Origin of the sequence: Enterococcus sp. DIV0167 (assembly GCF_050541555.1) — a bacterium.
GTDB lineage: Bacteria > Bacillota > Bacilli > Lactobacillales > Enterococcaceae > Enterococcus > Enterococcus faecalis.
Map to the genome: position 1 here is coordinate 139,101 of NZ_CP172933.1, position 22,527 is coordinate 161,627.

Here is a 22,527-nt window from a genome sequence, read left to right on the forward strand (position 1 = left end):
CTAAATAGTTGAGGTTCTTCAACTACTTAGTTAAGGGTCAAAATTACCCTCTAAAGTATTGCCAATATAATTTTGTTAGGAAGTGAATAGACCTTGTCTCAAGAAGAAAACGTAATTGAGATGCGTAAAATCACCAAAGAATTTGGGACGTTCAAAGCCAACGACCAAATTGATTTACAAGTAAAACCTGGTGAAATCCACGCACTGCTAGGTGAAAATGGTGCAGGCAAGTCGACCTTGATGAATATCTTATCAGGGCTATTGGAACCGACCTCAGGTGAGATTTATATGAATGGCGAAAAAGTCAACATTACAAGTCCTACTGCAGCCAATCGTTTAGGAATCGGAATGGTCCATCAGCATTTTATGTTAGTTGAAGCCTTTACTGTGACTGAAAATATTATCTTAGGTAGTGAACCTACCCATGGCGGTATTTTAGACCGGAAAAAAGCGAAAAAAGAGATTGAAGAAGTGTCTAAGCAATACGGGTTGGATGTAAATCCCAATGCCTATATTCGCGATATTTCTGTAGGTATGCAACAACGGGTTGAAATTTTAAAGACCTTATATCGTGGTGCGAACGTTTTAATTTTTGACGAACCAACCGCAGTATTAACGCCACAAGAAATTGATGAATTAATGATTATTTTGAAAGAACTAACCGATGAAGGCAAATCGATCATTTTAATTACACATAAGTTAGATGAAATTAAAAAAGTGGCAGACCGTTGTACGGTCATTCGCCGGGGGCAAAGTATTGGCACTGTCAATGTGAAAGATGTTTCTTCGCAACAGTTAGCCGATATGATGGTGGGCCGTTCTGTTTCTTTCAAAACAGAGAAAAAACCAGCGCAACCGAAAGAAACAATTTTATCAATTAAAGATTTAGTAGTGAAAGAAAGCCGCGGCTTAGATGCGGTGAAAAATCTTAGCTTAGATGTCCGAGCAGGGGAAGTTGTTGGAATTGCGGGGATTGATGGCAATGGACAAACAGAATTAATCCAAGCCTTGGCAGGATTAACAAAAGTCGAAAACGGGTCCATTCATTTGAATGAAAAAGAGATTACTAATCGCAAACCTCGTGAAATTACGGAAATGGGTGTCGCCCACGTTCCTGAAGACCGACATAAATATGGCTTGGTATTAGAGATGACATTGGCTGAAAATATTGGCCTACAAACGTATTACCAAAAACCATACAGTTCAACAGGTATTTTAAACTATCGAATGATTAACAAACACGCCCGTGAATTAATTGAAGAATATGATGTACGGACTCCTAATGAATTAGTACCAGCTCGGGCGCTTTCAGGTGGGAATCAGCAAAAAGCGATTATTGCCCGAGAAGTTGACCGCGATCCAGATTTGTTGATTGTTTCTCAACCAACACGCGGTTTAGATGTCGGAGCTATTGAATACATTCATCGTCGACTAATTGAACAAAGAGATAAAAATAAAGCTGTTTTATTAGTAAGTTTTGAATTAGACGAAATTTTGAACGTTTCTGATCGTATCGCTGTTATTCATGCGGGGGAAATTGTCGGAATTGTTGATCCGAAAGAAACGACAGAAAATGAATTGGGCTTGTTAATGGCTGGCTACTCATTGGAAGAAGCCCGTGCTGAGTTATCAAAAGTAGAGGCAGGTGAAACTGTTGAATAATCGTTCTGAAAAAATAAGAAATATTTTAGTCCCTGTGTTATCTGTTATTATGGGTTTCCTCTTAGGGGCAATTATTATGGTTATCTTTGGCTATGACCCAGTGGCTGGGTATCAAGCGATGTTTGAAACAGCTTTCCAAGGAAAGAAAAGTATTGGTGAGATTTTTGTCACCGCAGCACCGTTGATTTTTACCGCTTTAGGATTCTCGGTGGCTAATTCGGCTGGATTCTTTAATATCGGGCTTTCTGGACAAGCCTTATGTGGTTGGGTGGCTAGTATTTGGGTCGCTTTATCCATGCCTGATGCACCCCGGATGATTGCGTTGCCGGTGGCGATTATTGTTGGCGCGGTTGCAGGAGCTTTAGCAGCAGCCATTCCAGGTTTCTTGCGTGCCTATTTTGGGACGAGTGAAGTTATTGTTACAATTATGTTGAATTATATTTTATTGTACACAGGAAATCATATTGCTAATAATGTCATGAAACCAAGTATTATGGCGAACAAAGGGATCACCAAAATGATTGGTGCGAATGCATCATTACGCTCACCGTTTTTAACAAGTATCAGTGATGGCTCTCGTTTGAACATCGGCATTTTCTTGGCCTTCATTTTCCTTATTCTTGTGTGGTTCTTGATGAAAAAAACAACGCTTGGTTTTGAAATTCGGTCGGTGGGGTTAAACCCATTTGCTTCTGAATATGCTGGAATGAGCAGCAAGCGAACGATTATTTTATCCATGATGATTTCAGGAACGCTGGCTGGTTTAGGTGGTGCGGTCCAAGGATTGGGGACTTTCCAAAACTTCTTTATTCAAAACACATCGTTGAGCATTGGGTTCGATGGTATGGCCGTGTCTCTATTAGGAGCAGGTAGTTCAATCGGGATTTTACTTTCCGCATTACTGTTCGGGATGTTAAAACTTGGTGGACAAGGAATGCCGTTGATAGCTGGTGTACCAACCGAATTAGTTGATGTTGTTATTGCAGCGATTATTTTCTTTGTGGGAATTAGTTATTTAATTCGTTTCTTGTTAGCAAAAGCGTCTGGTAGTAAAAAAGAAGTAGCGATTGTAGAAACAATTGAAGCGGCGCCAGACAAAAACAATCAAGAGGGGGGAGACATCTAATGGATTTAGCAACAATTTCCTCAATCATCACGCAAACATTAGTGTATGCAACTCCGCTCATCTTGACAGCATTAGGCGGAACGTTCTCAGAACGAAGTGGTGTGGTTAACGTTGGTTTAGAAGGTATTATGGTAATGGGCGCTTTCAGTTCGGTCGTTTTTAACTTGACGTTTGCTGATACATTTGGCGCGGCGACACCATGGATTGCTTGTTTAGTAGGAGGCGTTGTCGGGATTGTCTTTTCTCTCTTACATGCCGTTGCAACTATTAACTTACGAGCAGATCATATTATCAGTGGTACTGTCATTAACTTGATGGCACCGGCGCTAGGGGTTTTCCTAGTAAAAGTTATTTATCAAAAAGGACAAACAGATATGATTACACAATCATTTGGTTATTTTTCTTTCCCAGGATTGTCAAAAATTCCAGTGATTGGTGAACTATTCTTTGCAAAAACCTCTTTGCCAGCTTTCGTAGCAATTTTGATTGCGATTTTAGCTTGGTTTGTCATTTATAAAACACGTTTTGGCTTACGGTTACGTTCTGTGGGAGAACATCCACAAGCGGCAGATACATTGGGAATTAATGTCTACTTAATGCGTTATTCTGGCGTCTTGCTATCCGGCTTCTTAGGCGGTATGGGCGGAGCTGTCTTTGCTCAAAGTATTGCGGGTCGTTTTGGGATTACCACAATTGCAGGACAAGGGTTTATTTCAATGGCCGCAATGATCTTTGGTAAATGGAATCCACTTGGGGCAATGGGCGCAGCCTTATTCTTTGGTTTTGCACAAAACTTAAGTATTGCTGGGGAAAACTTACCAATTATTTCAGAAATTCCAAAAGTTTATCTACAAGCAGCACCATACGTATTGACCATTTTAGTCCTAGTTGTGTTCTTCGGAAAATCATCGGGACCAAAAGCGAACGGGAAAAATTACGTCAAAACGAAATAAGAAAAGAAATAGGCCCTCCGTCAAAGCGACGGGGGGCCATTTCTTTTCTTAGGATAATCAGTTGAACACAAGCGACATTAGGTACTGCTTCACTGCAAAAAAGCGAGTTGATAAAGGTAACTTTTCTTTTTTCTTTTGGCTGTTTTTTACAATTCGAAGGAAGTGTCGAAATTTTGAAAAAAACCAACAAGTCTAGCAGCTTTTTTTTCAAAAATCGTTGGTTTTTCTGCTATACTTTTGTTTGTAGTAAGAATAGGAAAAGTGGAGGACGTTCAATGAATAAAACACGTGTAGAAGCATTTAGTGATGCAGTCATTGCCATCATCATGACCATCATGATTTTAGAAATTAAGACTCCTCAAGTGGGTGTTTTGGCAGGTTTGATAGAAAATATCCCATATTTTTTATCGTTTATTGTCAGTTTTATTTTTATCTGTATCGCTTGGTACAATCATCATTACATAATGTCCGTAACTCATTGGTTTTCTAAAAAAGCGTTTTGGGCAAATAATTTTTGGTTATTCTCCATGGCCTTCATTCCGGTAGCAACTGCTTGGGTGAGTGAATTTTGGTGGATGCGGGCACCTGTTTATTTTTATCTTGTTGTGTATACGGTTTGGGATTTTGCCTACTTCTTGCTAACAAGGATCATTTATGAAGACAATGTAGTGAAAGATCCACAAGGTGCAGCTAAGTTAAGAAAATCGAAATCTTATAGTAAGGCAACAAAAATCATTCATCTTTGTCTTTTCGCAATCGGATATATCGGCATTTATTTTTATCCGCCCATTGGCATTGGTGTGATTTTATCAGAAGCGGTTATCTGGTATTTAAATGTGCCAAAAGAGGGAGACCGCTTGGAGTGTTAAAAGTTTCGATTGTATAAAGAGTCGTGTTCTTTTTAAAGAGCAGGCTATTCGAAAAAAACAATAAAAAAGTTTCCTAATTACGGTGGGAGACTTTTTTTCTTTCAATTTTTAAGCCCTGCTAAAATCGAAGGAATCAGTGAAAATTTTAATGCTCTTTCAGGCAATAATAGCGGATTCATGGTATAATTGAAGAGCTGAGAATAAATAGATTATTCTGTTTGATTCTCGAGACTATTTAAAAGGCTAGCGTAAAATAATTGTCATTCTTGACGTATTTACGACCTTAGAGGAGGAAGCAAGTGTGTTTAAACGTGTTCATTTAATCGTACTAGATTCAGTCGGTATTGGTGAAGCACCAGATGCTGAAAAATTTGGAGATGTCGGCAGTGATACACTGGGTCATATTGCCAAAGAAGCGGGACTAACCATTCCTCATTTAGAAAAACTTGGATTGGGAACTATTGCTCCTTTAACAGGTGTCAAAGCAGTGGCAGACCACGATGGCTATGCCACCAAATTAGAAGAAATTTCTGTTGGAAAAGATACTATGACCGGTCACTGGGAAATTATGGGCTTGAACATCAAAAAACCTTTTCGAGTATTCCCAAACGGCTTTCCTGAAGAATTACTGAAACAAATTGAAGATTTTTCTGGGCGAAAAGTTGTTTGTAACAAACCATATAGCGGGACAGCAGTCATTGATGATTACGGCGAACATCAAATGAAAACAGGGGATTTAATCGTTTATACTTCAGCGGACCCTGTTTTACAAATTGCGGCGCATGAAGACATTATTCCATTAGAAGAATTGTATAAAATTTGTCAATATGTTCGTGACATTACGAAAGACGAACCTTATATGATTGGTCGGATTATCGCTCGCCCGTATGTTGGTGAACCAGGTAATTTCACTCGAACCAGTAACCGTCATGACTATGCTTTAGATCCTTTTGGCCATACTGTTTTAGATTCGTTGAAAGAAAACGGCAATGATGTGATCGCTGTTGGGAAAATTAACGACATCTTTAATGGACAAGGAATTACTGAAGCTATCCGCACGAAGAGCAATATGGATGGGGTGGATCAATTATTAACGGTCATGAAGAAAGATTTCACAGGTTTAAGTTTTACTAACTTAGTGGATTTCGATGCGCTGTATGGCCACCGTCGTGATGTGAAGGGCTATGCAAAAGCCATCGAAGATTTTGATGGTCGTTTGCCAGAGATTATGGCAGCTATGGCCGAAGATGATTTGCTTTTAATTACAGCAGATCACGGGAATGACCCAACTTTCCCAGGAACAGACCACACACGTGAATATGTGCCTTTATTGGCTTATAGTAAAAAAATGACAAAACAAGGCAGCTTGCCACAAGGATTTTATTCAGATATTTCAGCAACGATTGCTGAAAACTTTGAAGTTCCTGCAACGGAAAACGGTCAAAGCTTTTTAAATCAATTACAATAATTCGAGGAGGCAACACATGACAACGTTAACGAACCATTTAAACGAAACAACTGAGTTTTTGAAAGAAAAAGGGGTGCAACAAGCAGACTTCGGTCTAATCTTAGGTTCTGGGTTAGGTGAATTAGCTAATGAAATAACCGATGCGATTGCTATTCCTTTCTCTGAAATTCCCCATTTTTCTGTTTCAACAGTCGTTGGACATGCTGGACAATTAGTTTACGGAACGCTTTCTGGAAAAAAAGTTTTGGCGATGCAAGGACGTTTTCATTATTATGAAGGACATTCGATGCAAACGGTCACTTATCCCGTTCGTGTGATGGCTGCTTTAGGCATTCATTCAATGATTGTAACCAACGCAGCTGGTGGCGTAAATGAAACATATACACCGGGGAATTTGATGTTAATCAATGACCACATTAATTTTACAGGCGATAATCCGTTAATTGGTGAAAATGATGAAGAAATCGGGCCGCGTTTTCCAGATATGAGTCATGCTTACACGCAAGAATATCGGGAAGTGGCAAAAAAAGTGGCTGCGGAACAAAATATTGATTTAAAAGAAGGCGTGTATATGGGCTTTTCTGGCCCGACATATGAAACGCCTGCAGAAATTCGGATGTCACGGACGATGGGTGCAGATGCAGTTGGCATGTCAACTGTTTCGGAGGTCATTGTAGCTGTGCATAGTGGCATGAAAGTACTAGGCATCTCTTGTATTACGAATTTAGCAGCTGGTATGCAAAGTAGTTTAAATCATGCAGAAGTAGTTGAAACAACTGAACGCGTTAAAGGACAATTCAAAGAGTTAGTGAAAGCAACACTAGCAGCTTTATAAAAAAGGAGTAAACCAGAATGAGTGTGCATATCGAAGCAAAACCAGGTGAAATTGCCGATAAAATTTTACTACCAGGGGATCCCCTCCGAGCAAAATATATTGCGGAAACTTTTTTAGAGAATCCTGTCTGCTATAATCAAGTTCGTGGAATGTTAGGTTACACAGGAACGTATAAGGGACAGCGTGTTTCGGTCCAAGGAACAGGGATGGGGATGCCTTCAGCAGGTATTTATGCCCATGAGTTAATTAACTCTTACGATGTGAAGAAGTTAATTCGTGTTGGTACGTGTGGTTCTATTTCAGAAAAAGTCAACGTTCGTGAATTAGTTATCGCACAAGCAGCAGCGACGCCTTCTTCCGCGATTCGCAATGATTTTCCTAAATATGATTTTCCACAAATTGCGAGCTTCGACCTTTTACTCAAATCTTACGAAATTGCTAAAGCAAAAGGCTTTACTACCCATGTTGGTAACGTATTGTCAGATGATGTTTTTTACAAAGATAGCTTAGATGATGTCTTTCGTTTAGGTCGATACGGGGTATTAGCGATTGAAATGGAAGCGGCAATGTTATATTATTTAGCAGCAAAATTTGATGTAGAAGCATTGGCGATTATGACGGTGAGTGATAGCTTGGTGACAGGCGAAGAAACAACGGCAGAAGAACGCCAAACGACGTTTAATGAAATGATTGAAGTTGGTTTAGAAACGGCAATTGCTAATTAAAAAATGCTTGGATGATTATTTTCATCCAAGCATTTTTTTAATTTAAGAGCGCTTTTTTTACATCTTCAACAATTTGAGTATTCGCAATAGGTCCGTTGTATAACCAACTACTTTTTTTATCATAGGTATGAACTTGGTTATTTTTCACAGCAGGTAAGTTCTTCCAAATTGCTTCTTGGAAAAGAGGTGCTGATTCATCGCTGTTTACAAGGAAAATGTGGTCTGCGTCAAGCTCAGCTAATTTTTCTAAAGAAACTTGATTCCAATCCGCAGTAGCGTTTTTAGAAATTTCTTCCACTAATTTTGGAACTTGGAGGCCTAAGTCCTGATAGAGCACAGTTCCGCTTGAGCGATTATCGCTAACCATAAAGACTTGGTTGTTGGTTACCCATAAGACTGCCGCAGATTTGCCAGCATCTTTTTTGCCAAGGTCTTCTTGGACGCCTTTGGTTAAGGTATCATAATCTTCTAACACTTTTTTCGCTTGTTCTTTTTTATCTAAAACAGTAGCAATATCTTCCAATTGATCACGCCAGGTGACATTTTCGCCGTTTTTGACTACATAAGTTGGCGCAATTTTACTGTATTCTTTGTATTTACCGCCTTCAACTAGAGCAGATGAACTGATTAATAATAAGTCAGGTTCAAATTTTAGAACCGCTTCATATGGCAAGTCATAGGAAATAGTGGGGACATCTTTCAATTCTTTCGCTAAATAATCTTGAATGCTGCCTTGTCCAACTGTCCATTGTGCCACTGGTTTTTCTCCTAATGCAACTAGATAATCTTCTAAATAACTCGCAATAATCCGTTTGGGTTTCGCAGGGACGGTTACTTTATTGCCTAAGGTATCTGTTACTTCATGTGTTTTGTCAGCGTTGTTGGCTTCTTTATTCGTATTACCACAAGCTGCGAGTAAGAATGAACCAAGAAGAAGGGTTGTACCAATTAGGACCGTCTTTTTTAAAAGTTTCATTGTGTAACTCCTTTATTTTTAGTTGATAACGATTCTCATTATCAGTTAAAAACGACCGTTTGTCAATCATCGCTTGCTTTTTTGAGCAAATAAGTTGCATTTTTTAGATAATTCGTTTTTTTGATTGGAAGAAACATTGCTTTTTAAGGAAGGGTCTTTTATAATCAAGGAACAATGAGTGAGAACGATTCTCAATAAATGTAAAATAACGACAGAAAAATTAAAGAGGAATGGTTATGAATTATTTAGAGGCAGAGGACTTAACTACAGGATATGGTCGTCAAGTGATTAGTGAAGCGCTGAACTGTTCATTTGAAGCGGGAACTATTACAAGTATTATTGGACCAAATGGTTGTGGCAAATCGACCTTGTTAAAAACACTTGCGCGTATTTTGCCAGCCGAGAAAGGCAAGGTGTTCATTAAGAACCAAGAACTTCAACATTTTTCTTCAAAAGAAGTGGCGCAAGAATTAGCGATCTTATCACAAACGCCAGAAAATACAATCGATTTATCTGTTTTTGACCTCGTCTCTTTTGGGCGGTATCCATATCAATCGGGCTGGAAAAGTGTCACCACAGAAGATCAAGAGTACATACAATGGGCATTAGAATTAACAGGCTTAACTGAGTTAGCTAGAGAGTCTGTGGCAATTTTATCAGGTGGACAACGTCAACGGGTTTGGATTGCTATGGCGCTAGTGCAGGATACAGATATTTTAATTTTAGATGAACCGACCACCTATTTGGATCCAGCGCATCAGCTAGAAATTTTAAATGTGTTAAAACGAATTAATCAAGAACATCAGAAAACTATCGTGATGACGATTCATGATATTAATTTAGCTTCTCGTTTTTCTGATCGCGTGATTGCGATGAAAGAGGGAAAGATTATCAATGAGGGAACACCGCAAGAAGTGATTACTGTTACTGGTTTAGCAGATGTTTTCGCTATTCAAGCAGAAATTAGTTATCATAGTCAGACACAGCGGCCACTAGTGCTTTCTTATGAGTTGATGGAAATGGAGCTGGATGGATGAAAGGCATAAGCGGATTTTATAGACACCAATGGCAAGTGTTACTTGTCTGTCTTTTTTTGCTAATGGGGACAATGCTTCTGTCGCTGATGTTTGGTGCGACGTCGGTTTCGATTCAAACGATTATTGATTCATTTACGCACTTCGATGCGACCAATCAAGCGCATCAAGTCATCCAAACGGTTCGGTTGCCGCGGATTTTAGGGGCCGCTTTTGTGGGGGCGAGTTTAGCGGTGAGTGGGGCGTTAGCGCAAGGGATTACGCAAAACCCATTGGCAGATTCTGGCTTGCTGGGTATCAATGCTGGGGCTGGCTTGGGCTTAGCGCTTGTTTTTGCTTTCCTCCCTCAGGCAAGTTATTGGTGGCTTTTAGTTGTTTCTTTTCTTGGTGCTGGCGTGAGTGTGGCACTGATTTATTATCTTTCTAATCATTCAATTCGAGGAGCAAGCCCCATGCGTCTGACCTTGGTGGGAGCTGGTATTAGTGCCCTTTTTTTATCATTTAGTCAATTCTTAGCCATTCAGTTCAATTTGAGTCAAGAGTTAACGTTTTGGTTTCTTGGCGGTGTCAGCGTTATTTCTTGGGCACAATTAAAAATAGTCGTCCCTATCTTTCTGGGCGCATTTGCATTAGCAGTTCTGATTAGTCCGTCGGTGACTATTTTACGGTTTGGCGATGATGCAACAATTGGTTTGGGGCGAAATCCGCAGCGTATTCGGTTGTTTGCCAGTATAACGATTTTGCTTTTATCAGGATTGTCTGTGGCGCTGGTTGGCTCGGTCAGTTTTGTTGGTTTGGTGGTGCCTCATGTGATGCGAACAGTTTCTGGAGAAAATTACCGGAGCTTGATTCCGTTCTCGGCGTTAGGCGGTGCGCTCCTCGTTTTGGTGGCAGATTTAATCGCTCGAATGGTGAATCCGCCTTTTGAAACACCATTTGGGATTATCACGGCCTTAATTGGCATCCCATTCTTTCTTTATTTATTTCGTAAAGGAGGGCAACTAGGATGACACAGAAAAAAGTGTCCCGTTGGGTGGCTGTCTTAATAGTTGGGATTATCCTAACTGCTTGTATCAGTTTAACGCAAGGGGAATTATCTGTTTCCTTCATGGATTTAAAAGCCCTTCTTTTGGGACAGGGAAGTCAGGCCAAACAACTGTTAGTTTGGGATTTTCGGTTACCACGGATTGTGCTTGCGGTCCTAGCGGGCGCAGCTTTAGGCTTAAGCGGCGCTATTCTTCAAGGGATTACTCGGAATCCGTTAGCAGATACTGGGATTTTAGGCATTAATGCGGGTGCGGGTTTGGCAGTGATTTTGTTTATTAGTTTTGTTGAGACGACAAGTATCACAACGTTTGCACTTCCACTCGTGGCCTTAGTTGGCGGCTTGCTAGCGGCTGTTGGGATTTTGGTAATCGCGTATCATCATCGTTTAGGATTGACGCCAGTTCGAATGGTCTTAGCGGGTGTCATTTTGAGTACGGGTATTTCAGCACTCACCTTATTAATTACATCAAAAATTGACACTGAAAAGTACCGTTTTGTTACAATGTGGCAAGCAGGCAGTATCTGGGGCAGTAATTGGTTCTTTGTGGGCGCTTTGTTGCCTTGGCTAGTCATCGGGTTCTTTTTTGCGATGAAGCGTCATCGTCTGTTGGATATTTTACAATTGGGGGACGAAACAGCTATTTCTGTAGGTGTTGCTGTGAAAAAAGAACGAATCGTTTCGTTGCTGTTAGCGGTGATGTTGGCGGCATCAGCGATTTCCGTTACAGGGGGAATTAATTTTTTAGGTTTACTTGCGCCACATATTGCTCGCAAATGTGGTTTTACGCAACAAAAACAGGTATTGCCATTGGCGGCGTTGTTTGGGAGTTTACTTTTGTTGGTTAGTGATACGATTGGTCGGCTATTGCCTGGCAATGGAGAAATGCCTGCAGGGATTATTGTTGCGATCATCGGTGCGCCTTATTTTCTTTATTTGTTAATCAAAACAAGCGATTCGTTATAAAAAAGAATCAAAAGCTGGGTCAATTGGTCGTTGTGAAAGCAACTGTCATTTGCTCGGCTTTTTTATTGGCGGATTTTTGAAAAAATAGTATGATAAATGCGTAAGAGCATTGAATGGAGGATGAAAGAATGGAAAACTTTAATTTTTATGTACCAACAGACATCCGTTTTGGGAAAGATCGTTTAGACGAATTACCTGCTGTGTTAGATCAATTTGGCAAAAATGTCTTACTTGTTTATGGTGGCGGTAGTATCAAACGTAATGGCTTGTACCAACAAATTACTGATTTGGCCCAAAAAAACGGGCATACACTGATTGAGTTGAGCGGTGTCGAACCAAACCCGCGCATTGAAACCGTTAGAAAAGGAATTGAGTTGTGTAAAGAAAACCAAGTCGATGTTATTTTAGCAGTTGGCGGTGGTTCAACCATTGACTGTTCCAAAGCAATAGCTGCGGGCTTTTATTCGGAAGAAGATATCTGGACAGTCATTGCGGCCAGAAAAGGGTATACTGGTCCTGCTTTACCAATCGTGACCATCTTGACTTTAGCAGCAACAGGTAGTGAAATGAACGCAGGTGCTGTCATTTCTAACTTAGAAACCAATCAAAAATTAGGCTTTGGTGGTCCGAATATGATTCCAAAAGTTTCGTTCTTGGATCCAACGAATACTTTTACGGTTCCTCAAAATCAAACAGCAGCTGGCTCAGCGGATATTTTCAGTCATTTGATTGAAAACTATTTTAGTATTTCGACAGGCACGGACGTCCAAGATTTTGTGTCAGAAGGCTTAATGCGAACGGTTATCAAAAATTGTCCTATTGCTTTAGAAAATCCAGAAGATTATGATGCACGTGCTAATTTAATGTGGGCAAGTAGTTTAGCCTTAAATGGTTTAACAGGGCGCGGCAAACAAGGTGTTTGGTCTTGTCACCCAATGGAACATGAATTAAGTGCGTTTTATGACATTACGCATGGGATTGGCTTAGCAATTTTAACGCCTCGTTGGATGAATTACGTTTTGTCTGAACAAACCGTAGGCAAGTTTGCGCAATTTGCTCGAAATGTTTGGGGAATAGTCGAACAAGAAGAGGAAGTAGCAGCGAAAAAAGGTATTCAAGCATTATATGATTACTTTGTGGCTTGTGGCATTCCAATGACATTACCAGAAGTTGGCATCGAAGCAGATAAATTTGAAGAAATGGCACAACAAGCTGTGGCCCATAGTGCAATTGCCGAAAAGGCTTATGTACCATTGGATGCAGCGGATATAGTAGCGATTTATAAAGATTGTTTAACCGAAAGTCAATTTATTTAATCCATAAAAAAGCGGTTTGCCTTGGCAAACCGCTTTTGTTAATAAGAAACAAGTTCTTATAAGTAGTATTTTTCTTTCACAGTTAAATCATCGTTTAATTCATAAACTAATGGTTTACCTGTTGGGATTTCAAGATCCATAATATCTTCATCAGAAATGCCTTCGATGTGTTTAGCTAAAGCACGTAATGAATTACCATGAGCCGCTACTAAGACAGTTTTGTTGTCTTTTAAAGCTGGCGCAATTTCATCTTGCCAGAATGGTAATGCACGTTCCAAAGTAACTTTCAAGTTTTCGCCACCAGGAATATCGCGTTGGTCTAACATTGCATAACGACGGTCGTTTGCTGCAGAACCTTCATCTGTTGCTTCCATTAATGGAGGAAGAGTATCGTAAGAACGACGCCAGATGTGGACTTGTTCGTCTCCGTATTTTTCAGCAGTTTCTTTTTTGTTTAGTCCTTGTAATTTACCATAGTGACGTTCGTTTAAGCGCCAAGATTTGATTTGAGGTACCCATAATTGATCTGAGTATTCTAGTAAATAGTTACAAGTTTTGATGGCACGAGTTAAAACAGAAGTATAAGCAACGTCGAATTCGATGCCTGCTTCTTTAATTTTACGGCCGCCTTCTTTTGCTTCTTCAACACCTTCAGGTGCTAAATCTACGTCAGCCCATCCAGTAAATTGGTTTAAGGCATTCCATTCGCTAAGTCCATGACGAGAAAAAACTAATTTTGGCATGTATAAGCTCTCCTTTGAGTTTAGTTTTCTGAAAATAAGATTTCCACGTTTATTGTACACCGTTTTGCGCAAGATTTCCAATGGAAAATAGTAAAAAAAAGTGAAAGTTGCTGAAAAATTAGAGTGAAATCGAATCAAAAAAGAAGCCCCATCTGAAGGACTTCTTTTTTATTCTTAGGAATACAGCCGCTCGACATCTGTCTCAGGTAAATTGATGTATTTATAACAAGTGCCCACCGAAACGCCGCATTTATTAGAAATAAATTGGATTGTTTCTTTGTTTTCATAATATAATGCACGGATTTTGCGGACGGTGCGTCCATCAATTTTTGGACGTCCACCTACTTTTCCGTTTTCACGAGCTTTGTGGAGCCCGACGAGTGTTCGTTCTTTAATTAGTGCACATTCCATCGCAGATAAGCTCTCCATTAATTGGAAATAGGCTTCACCTGTTGGAAGGTGAGTATCAATTCCTTCTGAAATGCTGACAAAATCAACTTGTTTTTCCTTTAACATTTTCATAAAGTCTGTTAATTGGCGGGTTGTTTTACCTAAATGGTGCAATTTACAAACAATAAGTGTATCCCCAGCAGAAAGAAGTTTTTCGACTTCGTCTAAGACACTGATCTCCGCTTGAGGATCAAATGTCTCTTGGAAAATATCATCACAACCAAACGATTGAAGAGTGGTTAGTTGATTTTTTAAATCGTCTTCAATAATAGTTGTGCGTGCATAACCAATTCGTTTCATATATTATCCTTCCTATATAAATAATCTTTTTTCACACATTCTTAACGTGCGGGAACATGTAAGGTTTTCGGTCCATCTTCATAACCGACGATTACCATAGAAACCATATTTAAAAATAAGCCGTGTTCAACGACGCCAACCAAGTTGTCTAAATAAGAACCCAAAGCTTCTGGATCTGTAATTTTTTCTAAATGCAAATCGATGATATGGTGGCCTCCATCTGTTATTAATGTTTCGCCAGCAGCGTTTAAACGAAGTGTTGGGTGATAGCCTTTTTCTTCAAATAAATGCACTAGTTGGCGGCTGCCATAAGGAACAACCTCAACTGGAAGTGGGAAAGCCCCTAAATCGTCCACCATTTTTGATTTATCCACAATCCAAATACATTTCTTTGAATAAGTGGCCACAATTTTTTCAAAAAGTAAGGCAGCGCCACCGCCTTTGATTCCTTGAAAATCAGCGCTGATTTCATCGGCGCCATCAATCGTAAGATCTACATACGGAACCTCATCAATACTTTTTAAAGGAATGCCCAAGGCCAAGGCTTGTTTCTCTGTTTCTTTTGAAGTAGTAACCCCTACGATTGACAATCCTTCTTCTTTTACGCGACGACCAATTTCGTCTACCATAAATTTTGCTGTTGAGCCAGTACCCAAACCGACAATCATGCCGTCTTCTACATATTTTGCAGCTTCGATTCCTACCATTTGTTTCAGATTCATCGCTGTTTTCCGCCCCCTTCAATAGTCAAAGATATTGTACCGTTAATTAACTAAAAAAGATAGAAAGTTTTTGAAAAAGTCATAAAAATTTTTAAAGGAAAAGTGCGTTTAAATAGAAGGAAAAGCTTTTTTTCGAAAGGCGAAAGAAGAGGGTTGACAGCTGATACTTATCGTGGTATCCTAACAAAGGTGCTTTATCTACAGGTTCCTTATAGGGACGTGCTGACTGTCTATCAAAGCATATTTGATAAAGAGTGCAGAGATTGCATTATTTTTTATCGCGAAAAAAGAACCACCTGGATGTGTGGAACTAGAAGCGAAGTAAGGAAGGAGGAGAACAAGGAATGCCTACAATTAACCAATTAGTACGTAAACCTCGTAAATCTAAAGTAGAAAAATCTGATTCACCAGCCTTAAACAAAGGATATAACAGTTTTAAGAAAACTCAAACAAACGTTAACTCTCCGCAAAAACGTGGAGTTTGTACACGTGTGGGTACGATGACACCTAAAAAACCGAACTCAGCTTTACGTAAATATGCCCGTGTTCGTTTGTCAAACTTAATCGAAGTTACAGCTTATATCCCAGGTATCGGTCACAACTTACAAGAACACAGCGTGGTATTATTACGTGGTGGACGTGTAAAAGACTTACCAGGGGTACGTTACCATATCGTTCGTGGTGCGCTTGATACTGCCGGTGTTAACGACCGTAAACAAAGCCGCTCTAAATACGGTACAAAACGTCCTAAAGCTTAATTATAATAAGACAATAACAACTTGAAAAATCATATTTCGGAAGGAGGAGTTACGGATGCCTCGTAAAGGTCCTGTTGCAAAACGTGATGTTTTACCAGATCCAATTTATAACTCAAAATTAGTAACTCGCTTAATCAACCGTGTAATGGTTGACGGCAAACGCGGGATTGCTGCTAACATTATCTATAATTCATTTGATATCATCAAAGAATCTACAGGTAACGATCCATTGGAAGTTTTTGAACAAGCAATGAAAAACGTTATGCCTGTTCTTGAAGTTAAAGCACGTCGTGTTGGGGGTTCTAACTACCAAGTACCAGTTGAAGTTCGTCCAGAACGTCGTACAACTTTAGGTTTACGTTGGGTAGTTAACTACGCACGTCTACGTGGTGAACACACAATGGAAGAACGTCTAGCGAAAGAAATCATGGATGCTGCTAACAACACTGGCGCTTCTGTTAAAAAACGCGAAGACACACACAAAATGGCAGACGCAAACCGCGCATTTGCTCATTATCGTTGGTAAGATCCTCTCTGTCTGTCGCGTAAAGTGGCAGCAGAAAGTCAATTTACAATCGATTTAAATAAAGAGAGGAGTAAACATACAAAATGGCAAGAGAATTTTCACTTGAAAAAACTCGTAACATTGGTATCATGGCCCACGTTGATGCTGGTAAAACAACAACAACTGAGCGTATCTTGTACTACACTGGTAAAATCCATAAAATCGGTGAAACCCATGAAGGTGCTTCACAAATGGACTGGATGGAACAAGAACAAGAACGTGGTATCACGATTACATCCGCTGCGACAACTGCACAGTGGAAAGGCTACCGTGTAAATATCATCGATACTCCAGGACACGTGGACTTCACAATTGAAGTACAACGTTCTCTACGCGTATTAGATGGTGCGGTAACAGTTCTTGACTCTCAATCAGGTGTAGAACCTCAAACAGAAACTGTTTGGCGTCAAGCGACTGAATATAAAGTTCCTCGTATTGTATTCTGTAACAAAATGGATAAAATCGGTGCGGACTTCTTCTATTCAGTAGAATCATTACATGATCGTTTACAAGCAAACGCTCATCCAATTCAAATTCCAATCGGAGCTGAAGAAGACTTCACTGGAATCATTGACTTGATTAAAATGAAAGCTGAAATCTACACAAATGATTTGGGAACAGATATTCAAGAAACTGATATTCCTGAAGATTATTTAGAAAAAGCGCAAGAATGGCGCGAAAAATTAGTTGAAGCTGTTGCTGAAACTGACGAAGACTTAATGATGAAATATCTTGAAGGTGAAGAAATCACTGAAGAAGAATTAGTCGCTGGTATCCGTCAAGCAACAATCAACGTTGAGTTCTTCCCTGTATTAGCTGGTTCAGCATTCAAGAATAAAGGGGTTCAATTAATGTTGGACGCTGTTCTTGATTACTTACCATCTCCATTAGATATCGATGCTATCAAAGGGATCGATACTAAAACAGACGAAGAAACAACTCGTCCAGCTGATGACGAAGCACCTTTCGCTTCATTAGCATTTAAAGTTATGACTGACCCATTCGTAGGTCGTTTAACTTTCTTCCGTGTTTATTCTGGTGTCCTTGAAAGTGGTTCATACGTATTGAACGCTTCAAAAGGCAAAAAAGAACGTATCGGTCGTATCCTACAAATGCACGCCAACACTCGTCAAGAAATTGACAAAGTGTACTCTGGTGATATCGCTGCTGCTGTTGGTCTAAAAGACACAACAACTGGTGATACATTATGTGCATTAGATGCACCAGTTATTCTTGAATCTATTGAATTCCCTGATCCAGTTATCCAAGTCGCTGTTGAACCTAAATCAAAAGCTGACCAAGATAAAATGGGCGTGGCTCTACAAAAACTTGCTGAAGAAGATCCATCATTCCGCGTTGAAACAAACGTTGAAACTGGTGAAACAGTTATCTCTGGTATGGGTGAATTGCACTTAGACGTTTTAGTAGACCGTATGAAACGTGAATTCAAAGTTGAAGCTAACGTAGGTGCTCCTCAAGTATCTTACCGCGAAACATTCCGTGCTGCGACTAAAGCAGAAGGTAAATTCGTTCGTCAGTCTGGTGGTAAAGGACAATACGGTCACGTATGGGTTGAATTTACACCAAATGAAGAAGGTAAAGGCTTTGAGTTTGAAAACGCAATTGTCGGTGGTGTGGTTCCTCGTGAATACATCCCAGCAGTTGAAAAAGGGTTAGAAGACTCTATGAACAACGGTGTTCTTGCTGGTTATCCATTAGTTGATATCAAAGCAAAACTTTACGATGGTTCATACCACGATGTCGATTCAAATGAAACGGCCTTCCGTGTAGCTGCTTCTATGGCATTGAAAGCTGCGGCTAAAAATGCAAACCCAGTTATTTTAGAACCAATGATGAAAGTTACAATTACTGTTCCTGAAGATTACTTAGGTGATATCATGGGACACGTAACAAGTCGTCGTGGACGTGTTGAAGGTATGGAAGCACACGGTAACTCTCAAATCGTTAATGCGATGGTACCTTTAGCTGAAATGTTTGGTTATGCTACAACATTACGTTCAGCAACACAAGGACGCGGTACATTTATGATGGTATTTGACCACTATGAAGACGTACCTAAGTCTGTTCAAGAAGAAATCATCAAGAAAAACGGCGGCAACGCATAATTTTTCTTGAGAATAAAAGGTTTGTTTTTAGAACTATCCTTTTTTCAAGATTTCGTGTAAAATAGCTTATGATGATCAGACGATTTTTAGTAACGTCTATCACATATAAAACAAACAATAAAATTTATATTTTTAGGAGGAACATTCAAAATGGCAAAAGAAAAATTTGACCGTTCTAAATCCCATGTTAACATTGGTACTATCGGACACGTTGACCATGGTAAAACTACATTAACAGCTGCAATTGCTACTGTATTATCAAAACACGGTGGCGGGGAAGCACAAAGCTACGATTCTATCGATAACGCTCCAGAAGAAAAAGAACGTGGAATCACAATCAACACTTCTCATATCGAATATGAAACTGAAACTCGTCACTATGCACACGTTGACTGCCCAGGACACGCGGACTACGTTAAAAACATGATCACTGGTGCTGCTCAAATGGACGGAGCTATCTTAGTAGTTTCTGCTGCTGATGGTCCTATGCCTCAAACACGTGAACATATCTTATTATCACGTAACGTTGGTGTACCATACATCGTTGTATTCTTAAACAAAATGGATATGGTTGATGACGAAGAATTATTAGAATTAGTAGAAATGGAAGTTCGTGACTTATTATCAGAATACGATTTCCCAGGCGATGATGTTCCAGTTATCGCAGGTTCTGCTTTGAAAGCTTTAGAAGGCGACGAGTCTTATGAAGAAAAAATCTTAGAATTAATGGCTGCAGTTGATGAATATATCCCAACTCCAGAACGTGATACTGACAAACCATTCATGATGCCAGTCGAAGACGTATTCTCAATCACTGGACGTGGTACTGTTGCTACAGGCCGTGTTGAACGTGGTGAAGTTCGCGTTGGTGACGAAGTTGAAATCGTTGGTATTAAAGACGAAACATCTAAAACAACTGTTACAGGTGTTGAAATGTTCCGTAAATTATTAGACTACGCTGAAGCAGGCGACAACATCGGTGCTTTATTACGTGGTGTAGCACGTGAAGATATCGAACGTGGACAAGTATTAGCTAAACCAGCTACAATCACTCCACACACAAAATTCAAAGCTGAAGTATACGTATTATCAAAAGAAGAAGGCGGACGTCACACTCCATTCTTCACTAACTACCGTCCTCAATTCTACTTCCGTACAACAGACGTTACTGGTGTTGTAGAATTGCCAGAAGGTACTGAAATGGTAATGCCTGGTGATAACGTTGCTATGGACGTTGAATTAATTCACCCAATCGCTATCGAAGACGGAACTCGTTTCTCTATTCGTGAAGGCGGACGTACTGTAGGTTCAGGCGTTGTTACTGAAATCGTTAAATAATTAACTTTTTAACTATAGCTTTAACCAGCGTAAAAAACTGGGGTATTCGGACGTAAGACCAGAGAATTTATTCTCTGGTCTTTTTTTGTTTAGAAATTGGCTGGCTAAAAAATAAGCCAATTGGCTGTTTTAGCAGTCTTGTTTCTTCCGTATACTTGGAGAAAAAGGTTAGGTGATTTAATGGAAAAAGTATTGACGATTGCAGGCTCCGATTCAACTGGAGGGGCAGGGATTCAAGCAGATTTAAAAACATTTGAAGAGTATGGAGTTTTTGGGTTTTCAAGTTTAACCTCGATTGTGACGATGAATCCTACGACAGGTTGGTCACATGAAGTAACTGAATTGCCAGAAACGCTCTTAGAAAAACAATTGATTTCGGTTTTTGCAGGCGGTCCAGTCGCGGCTTTGAAAACAGGGATGATGGGTAATGAACAAAATATTAAAATGGCTAGTAAGTACATTAAACAAGAAAAAATTCAAAAAGTCGTGATTGACCCAGTCATTGCTTGTAAGGGAACGGCACAAATTCTGCAACCCAAAAGTGTGGAAGGCCTAAAAAACGATTTACTGCCATTAGCATTAGTTGCCACGCCTAATTTAATTGAAGCGGGCATCTTATCTGGTTTAGGCGAAATTTCTTCCGTGGCGGAGATGGAAGAAGCGGCAAAACGAATTGTACAAATGGGAGCCAAACATGTCGTGGTTAAAGGGGGACATCGCTTAGCTGGTGAAAAAGCACTGGACTTATTTTACGATGGTCACACCGCGCATCTTTTGGAAAATGAATTATATCCAACTGATTATAATCATGGTGCAGGTTGTACTTTTTCAGCGGCAATCACAGCTGGCTTGGCGAAAGGTTATTCGGTGTTAGAAGCAGTAACTTTAGCGAAAAAATTTGTAGCAGCGGCGATTAAACACGGTATTCAAGTTAATCCTTATGTGGGGCACGTATGGCATGGCGCATACACTCATGCGGAACAACGGATGTGTAAGAAAGCATAATATTTAGAACTAGAGGAGTCTGTCAAGGACTGGCTCTAGTTTTTTTGTGATAAAGAATAACAATAGTAGGTATTACGTTAAAAGAATGTTCAAATTTTTAAAAGAGGAGTAGAATAGAACTGTAATTGCAAAAAAAGAAGCGGAACATAGAAGGGGTGTTAACTTTTCTGTGCTTCAGTTTAGAACGGACTGTGGTGTTTGTTTTGACGAACTACCGGAAAGCGACTTCTTTTTGTTTTGGCTTCAAATGGTATTTAATGGAGGGAATGCAATGTTAGAAAAAGAAACGTACAGTCAACTGTTTAAATGGTCTTTTTCAAAAAAGACACAAGTCACATACTGGGATGGTACCGTCAAAGAGTATGGGCAAGGGTCGGGGGATCCGGTTTTTAAAATTGTATTCAATGAAAAAATTCCTGTGAAGGATTTACTGAATAACGCTTCGTTAACTTTAGGGGAAGCCTACATGGATCGCAAAATTGAAATCGAAGGCGATATCCAAGCATTGATTTATGATGTGTATAACCAAAAGGATAGCTTTTTACACAATGCTAAATTTATTAAATGGCTTCCTAAAGAAAGTCATTCAAAAAAACGTTCGCAAGAGGATATTCACAGCCATTACGATCTAGGAAATGATTTTTACAAAAAATGGCTTGACCAAACAATGACGTATTCATGTGCTTATTTTAAAACGCCTGAAGATACATTAGAACAAGCGCAAGTGAATAAAGTTCATCATATTTTAGATAAATTGTTTATCAAAGAGGGCGACACTTTACTGGATATTGGCTGCGGCTGGGGCACGTTAATTTTAACTGCGGTAAAAGAATATGGAGCCAAAGCAACTGGGATTACATTAAGTGAAGAGCAATTTCATCATATTCGCCATATTATAGAAAAAGAAGATCTACAAGATCGAATGACTGTCAAATTGATGGATTATCGTGATTTAAAAGGAGAGTCTTTTGATCATATTACGAGTGTTGGGATGTTTGAACATGTCGGTGCGGAAAATCTACATGAATATTTTGATGTCGTTCAGCGGAATTTAGCGCCTAAAGGTACGGCGTTGATTCATGGGATCAGTCGCCAACAAGGTGGGGCTAAAAATGCTTGGATTAATCGCTATATTTTCCCTGGTGGCTATATTCCTGGTGTCACTGAGCTAGTCGGCCATATGACAGAAAATGATTTGCAAGTGATTGACTTGGAAAGTTTGCGCAGAGATTATCAATTGACGTTGGAACATTGGACAAAAAACTTCCATAATATAGAAACAGAAATTGTTGACGAAAAAGGTGAGCGCTTCTATCGAATGTGGGACTTATATTTGCAAGCATGTGCAGCCTCATTCCAAGCAAGCAATATTGATGTTATTCAATATTTATTGGTTCATCCAGATAACAATGATATTCCAATGCGCCGGATTGGTTAATAGAATAAAAAAGAGAGAATTTGAGATTCTGGTAAAAAAGGAATCTCAAATTCTTTTTTTATAAAAATAGAATGAAAAGAATTGAAAAACAAAACAAATGCTTTTCA

Annotated in this window: 21 protein-coding genes; 17 read left to right on the top strand and 4 right to left on the bottom strand. The window is 39.5% G+C overall.

What is annotated here, in order from left to right:
• Nucleotides 1-93 precede the first annotated feature (93 nt).
• The 7 genes from IGM09_RS00605 (at nt 94) to deoD (ending at nt 7,638) form a co-directional block, all read left to right on the top strand.
• Complete coding sequence (locus IGM09_RS00605; RefSeq protein WP_002381361.1) at nt 94-1,662, top strand: ABC transporter ATP-binding protein; 1,569 nt, start codon at nt 94-96, stop codon at nt 1,660-1,662.
• On the top strand, nt 1,655-2,788 hold the full coding sequence (locus IGM09_RS00610) for an ABC transporter permease (RefSeq protein ID WP_002356171.1): 1,134 nt from the start codon (nt 1,655-1,657) through the stop codon (nt 2,786-2,788). Before IGM09_RS00605 ends, IGM09_RS00610 begins: the two co-directional genes overlap by 8 nt.
• Nucleotides 2,788-3,741, top strand: a complete 954-nt coding sequence (locus IGM09_RS00615; protein WP_002356172.1) for an ABC transporter permease — start codon at nt 2,788-2,790, stop codon at nt 3,739-3,741. The genes IGM09_RS00610 and IGM09_RS00615 overlap by 1 nt, the downstream gene beginning before the upstream one ends.
• 275 nt (nt 3,742-4,016) lie before the next feature.
• A complete protein-coding gene (locus tag IGM09_RS00620; RefSeq protein ID WP_002367631.1) occupies nt 4,017-4,610 on the top strand; it encodes a TMEM175 family protein in 594 nt (197 codons plus the stop codon).
• Between the two features lie 301 nt (nt 4,611-4,911).
• A complete protein-coding gene (gene deoB / locus IGM09_RS00625; protein ID WP_002373817.1) occupies nt 4,912-6,078 on the top strand; it encodes a phosphopentomutase in 1,167 nt (388 codons plus the stop codon).
• Nucleotides 6,079-6,094: 16 nt separating this feature from the next.
• Complete coding sequence (locus tag IGM09_RS00630; protein WP_002356180.1) at nt 6,095-6,913, top strand: purine-nucleoside phosphorylase; 819 nt, start codon at nt 6,095-6,097, stop codon at nt 6,911-6,913.
• A 17-nt stretch (nt 6,914-6,930) separates the two neighbouring features.
• Nucleotides 6,931-7,638: a purine-nucleoside phosphorylase gene (deoD, locus tag IGM09_RS00635; protein WP_002359338.1), complete on the top strand. Its 708-nt coding sequence runs from the start codon at nt 6,931-6,933 to the stop codon at nt 7,636-7,638.
• Nucleotides 7,639-7,675: 37 nt separating this feature from the next.
• Here deoD and IGM09_RS00640 read toward each other — a convergent pair whose 3' ends face one another.
• Nucleotides 7,676-8,614 (bottom strand): iron-hydroxamate ABC transporter substrate-binding protein, encoded by a 939-nt coding sequence (locus tag IGM09_RS00640; RefSeq protein WP_002361532.1) that lies wholly within the window; start codon nt 8,612-8,614, stop codon nt 7,676-7,678.
• Nucleotides 8,615-8,844: 230 nt separating this feature from the next.
• Here IGM09_RS00640 and IGM09_RS00645 point away from each other — a divergent pair, with 230 nt between their 5' ends.
• The 4 genes from IGM09_RS00645 to IGM09_RS00660 all read left to right on the top strand — a co-directional run bounded on the left by IGM09_RS00645 (nt 8,845) and on the right by IGM09_RS00660 (nt 12,975).
• Nucleotides 8,845-9,651 (top strand): ABC transporter ATP-binding protein, encoded by an 807-nt coding sequence (locus tag IGM09_RS00645; RefSeq protein ID WP_002356183.1) that lies wholly within the window; start codon nt 8,845-8,847, stop codon nt 9,649-9,651.
• Complete coding sequence (locus IGM09_RS00650; protein ID WP_016618567.1) at nt 9,648-10,658, top strand: FecCD family ABC transporter permease; 1,011 nt, start codon at nt 9,648-9,650, stop codon at nt 10,656-10,658. Before IGM09_RS00645 ends, IGM09_RS00650 begins: the two co-directional genes overlap by 4 nt.
• Nucleotides 10,655-11,659 (top strand): FecCD family ABC transporter permease, encoded by a 1,005-nt coding sequence (locus IGM09_RS00655; protein WP_016618568.1) that lies wholly within the window; start codon nt 10,655-10,657, stop codon nt 11,657-11,659. Before IGM09_RS00650 ends, IGM09_RS00655 begins: the two co-directional genes overlap by 4 nt.
• A gap of 113 nt (nt 11,660-11,772) precedes the next feature.
• On the top strand, nt 11,773-12,975 hold the full coding sequence (locus IGM09_RS00660) for an iron-containing alcohol dehydrogenase (RefSeq protein WP_002408242.1): 1,203 nt from the start codon (nt 11,773-11,775) through the stop codon (nt 12,973-12,975).
• Nucleotides 12,976-13,031: 56 nt separating this feature from the next.
• Here the strand turns inward: IGM09_RS00660 and gpmA are convergent, their stop codons facing one another.
• The 3 genes from gpmA to rpiA all read right to left on the bottom strand — a co-directional run bounded on the left by gpmA (nt 13,032) and on the right by rpiA (nt 15,190).
• Entirely contained in the window at nt 13,032-13,718 is a 687-nt protein-coding gene (gene gpmA, locus IGM09_RS00665; RefSeq protein WP_002359343.1) for a 2,3-diphosphoglycerate-dependent phosphoglycerate mutase, read from the bottom strand.
• A gap of 174 nt (nt 13,719-13,892) precedes the next feature.
• Nucleotides 13,893-14,468, bottom strand: coding sequence for a recombinase family protein (locus tag IGM09_RS00670; RefSeq protein WP_002356188.1), 576 nt, complete (start codon nt 14,466-14,468; stop codon nt 13,893-13,895).
• A 41-nt stretch (nt 14,469-14,509) separates the two neighbouring features.
• Nucleotides 14,510-15,190 carry a ribose-5-phosphate isomerase RpiA gene (rpiA, locus tag IGM09_RS00675; protein WP_002363468.1) on the bottom strand — a complete coding sequence of 227 codons (681 nt, stop codon included), beginning with the start codon at nt 15,188-15,190 and terminating at the stop codon, nt 14,510-14,512.
• Between the two features lie 344 nt (nt 15,191-15,534).
• Between rpiA and rpsL the strand changes: the two genes are divergently transcribed.
• The 6 genes from rpsL (at nt 15,535) to IGM09_RS00705 (ending at nt 22,420) form a co-directional block, all read left to right on the top strand.
• Nucleotides 15,535-15,948, top strand: a complete 414-nt coding sequence (gene rpsL, locus IGM09_RS00680; protein WP_002356190.1) for a 30S ribosomal protein S12 — start codon at nt 15,535-15,537, stop codon at nt 15,946-15,948.
• 55 nt (nt 15,949-16,003) lie between these two features.
• Complete coding sequence (gene rpsG, locus IGM09_RS00685) at nt 16,004-16,474, top strand: 30S ribosomal protein S7 (RefSeq protein ID WP_002356191.1); 471 nt, start codon at nt 16,004-16,006, stop codon at nt 16,472-16,474.
• Between the two features lie 83 nt (nt 16,475-16,557).
• Nucleotides 16,558-18,639 carry an elongation factor G gene (gene fusA, locus IGM09_RS00690; RefSeq protein ID WP_002356192.1) on the top strand — a complete coding sequence of 694 codons (2,082 nt, stop codon included), beginning with the start codon at nt 16,558-16,560 and terminating at the stop codon, nt 18,637-18,639.
• A gap of 150 nt (nt 18,640-18,789) precedes the next feature.
• Nucleotides 18,790-19,977 (top strand): elongation factor Tu, encoded by a 1,188-nt coding sequence (gene tuf, locus IGM09_RS00695; protein WP_002356194.1) that lies wholly within the window; start codon nt 18,790-18,792, stop codon nt 19,975-19,977.
• Between the two features lie 180 nt (nt 19,978-20,157).
• Complete coding sequence (thiD, locus tag IGM09_RS00700) at nt 20,158-20,982, top strand: bifunctional hydroxymethylpyrimidine kinase/phosphomethylpyrimidine kinase (RefSeq protein ID WP_033625264.1); 825 nt, start codon at nt 20,158-20,160, stop codon at nt 20,980-20,982.
• Nucleotides 20,983-21,253: 271 nt separating this feature from the next.
• A complete protein-coding gene (locus IGM09_RS00705; RefSeq protein ID WP_033625265.1) occupies nt 21,254-22,420 on the top strand; it encodes an SAM-dependent methyltransferase in 1,167 nt (388 codons plus the stop codon).
• Nucleotides 22,421-22,527 lie beyond the last annotated feature (107 nt).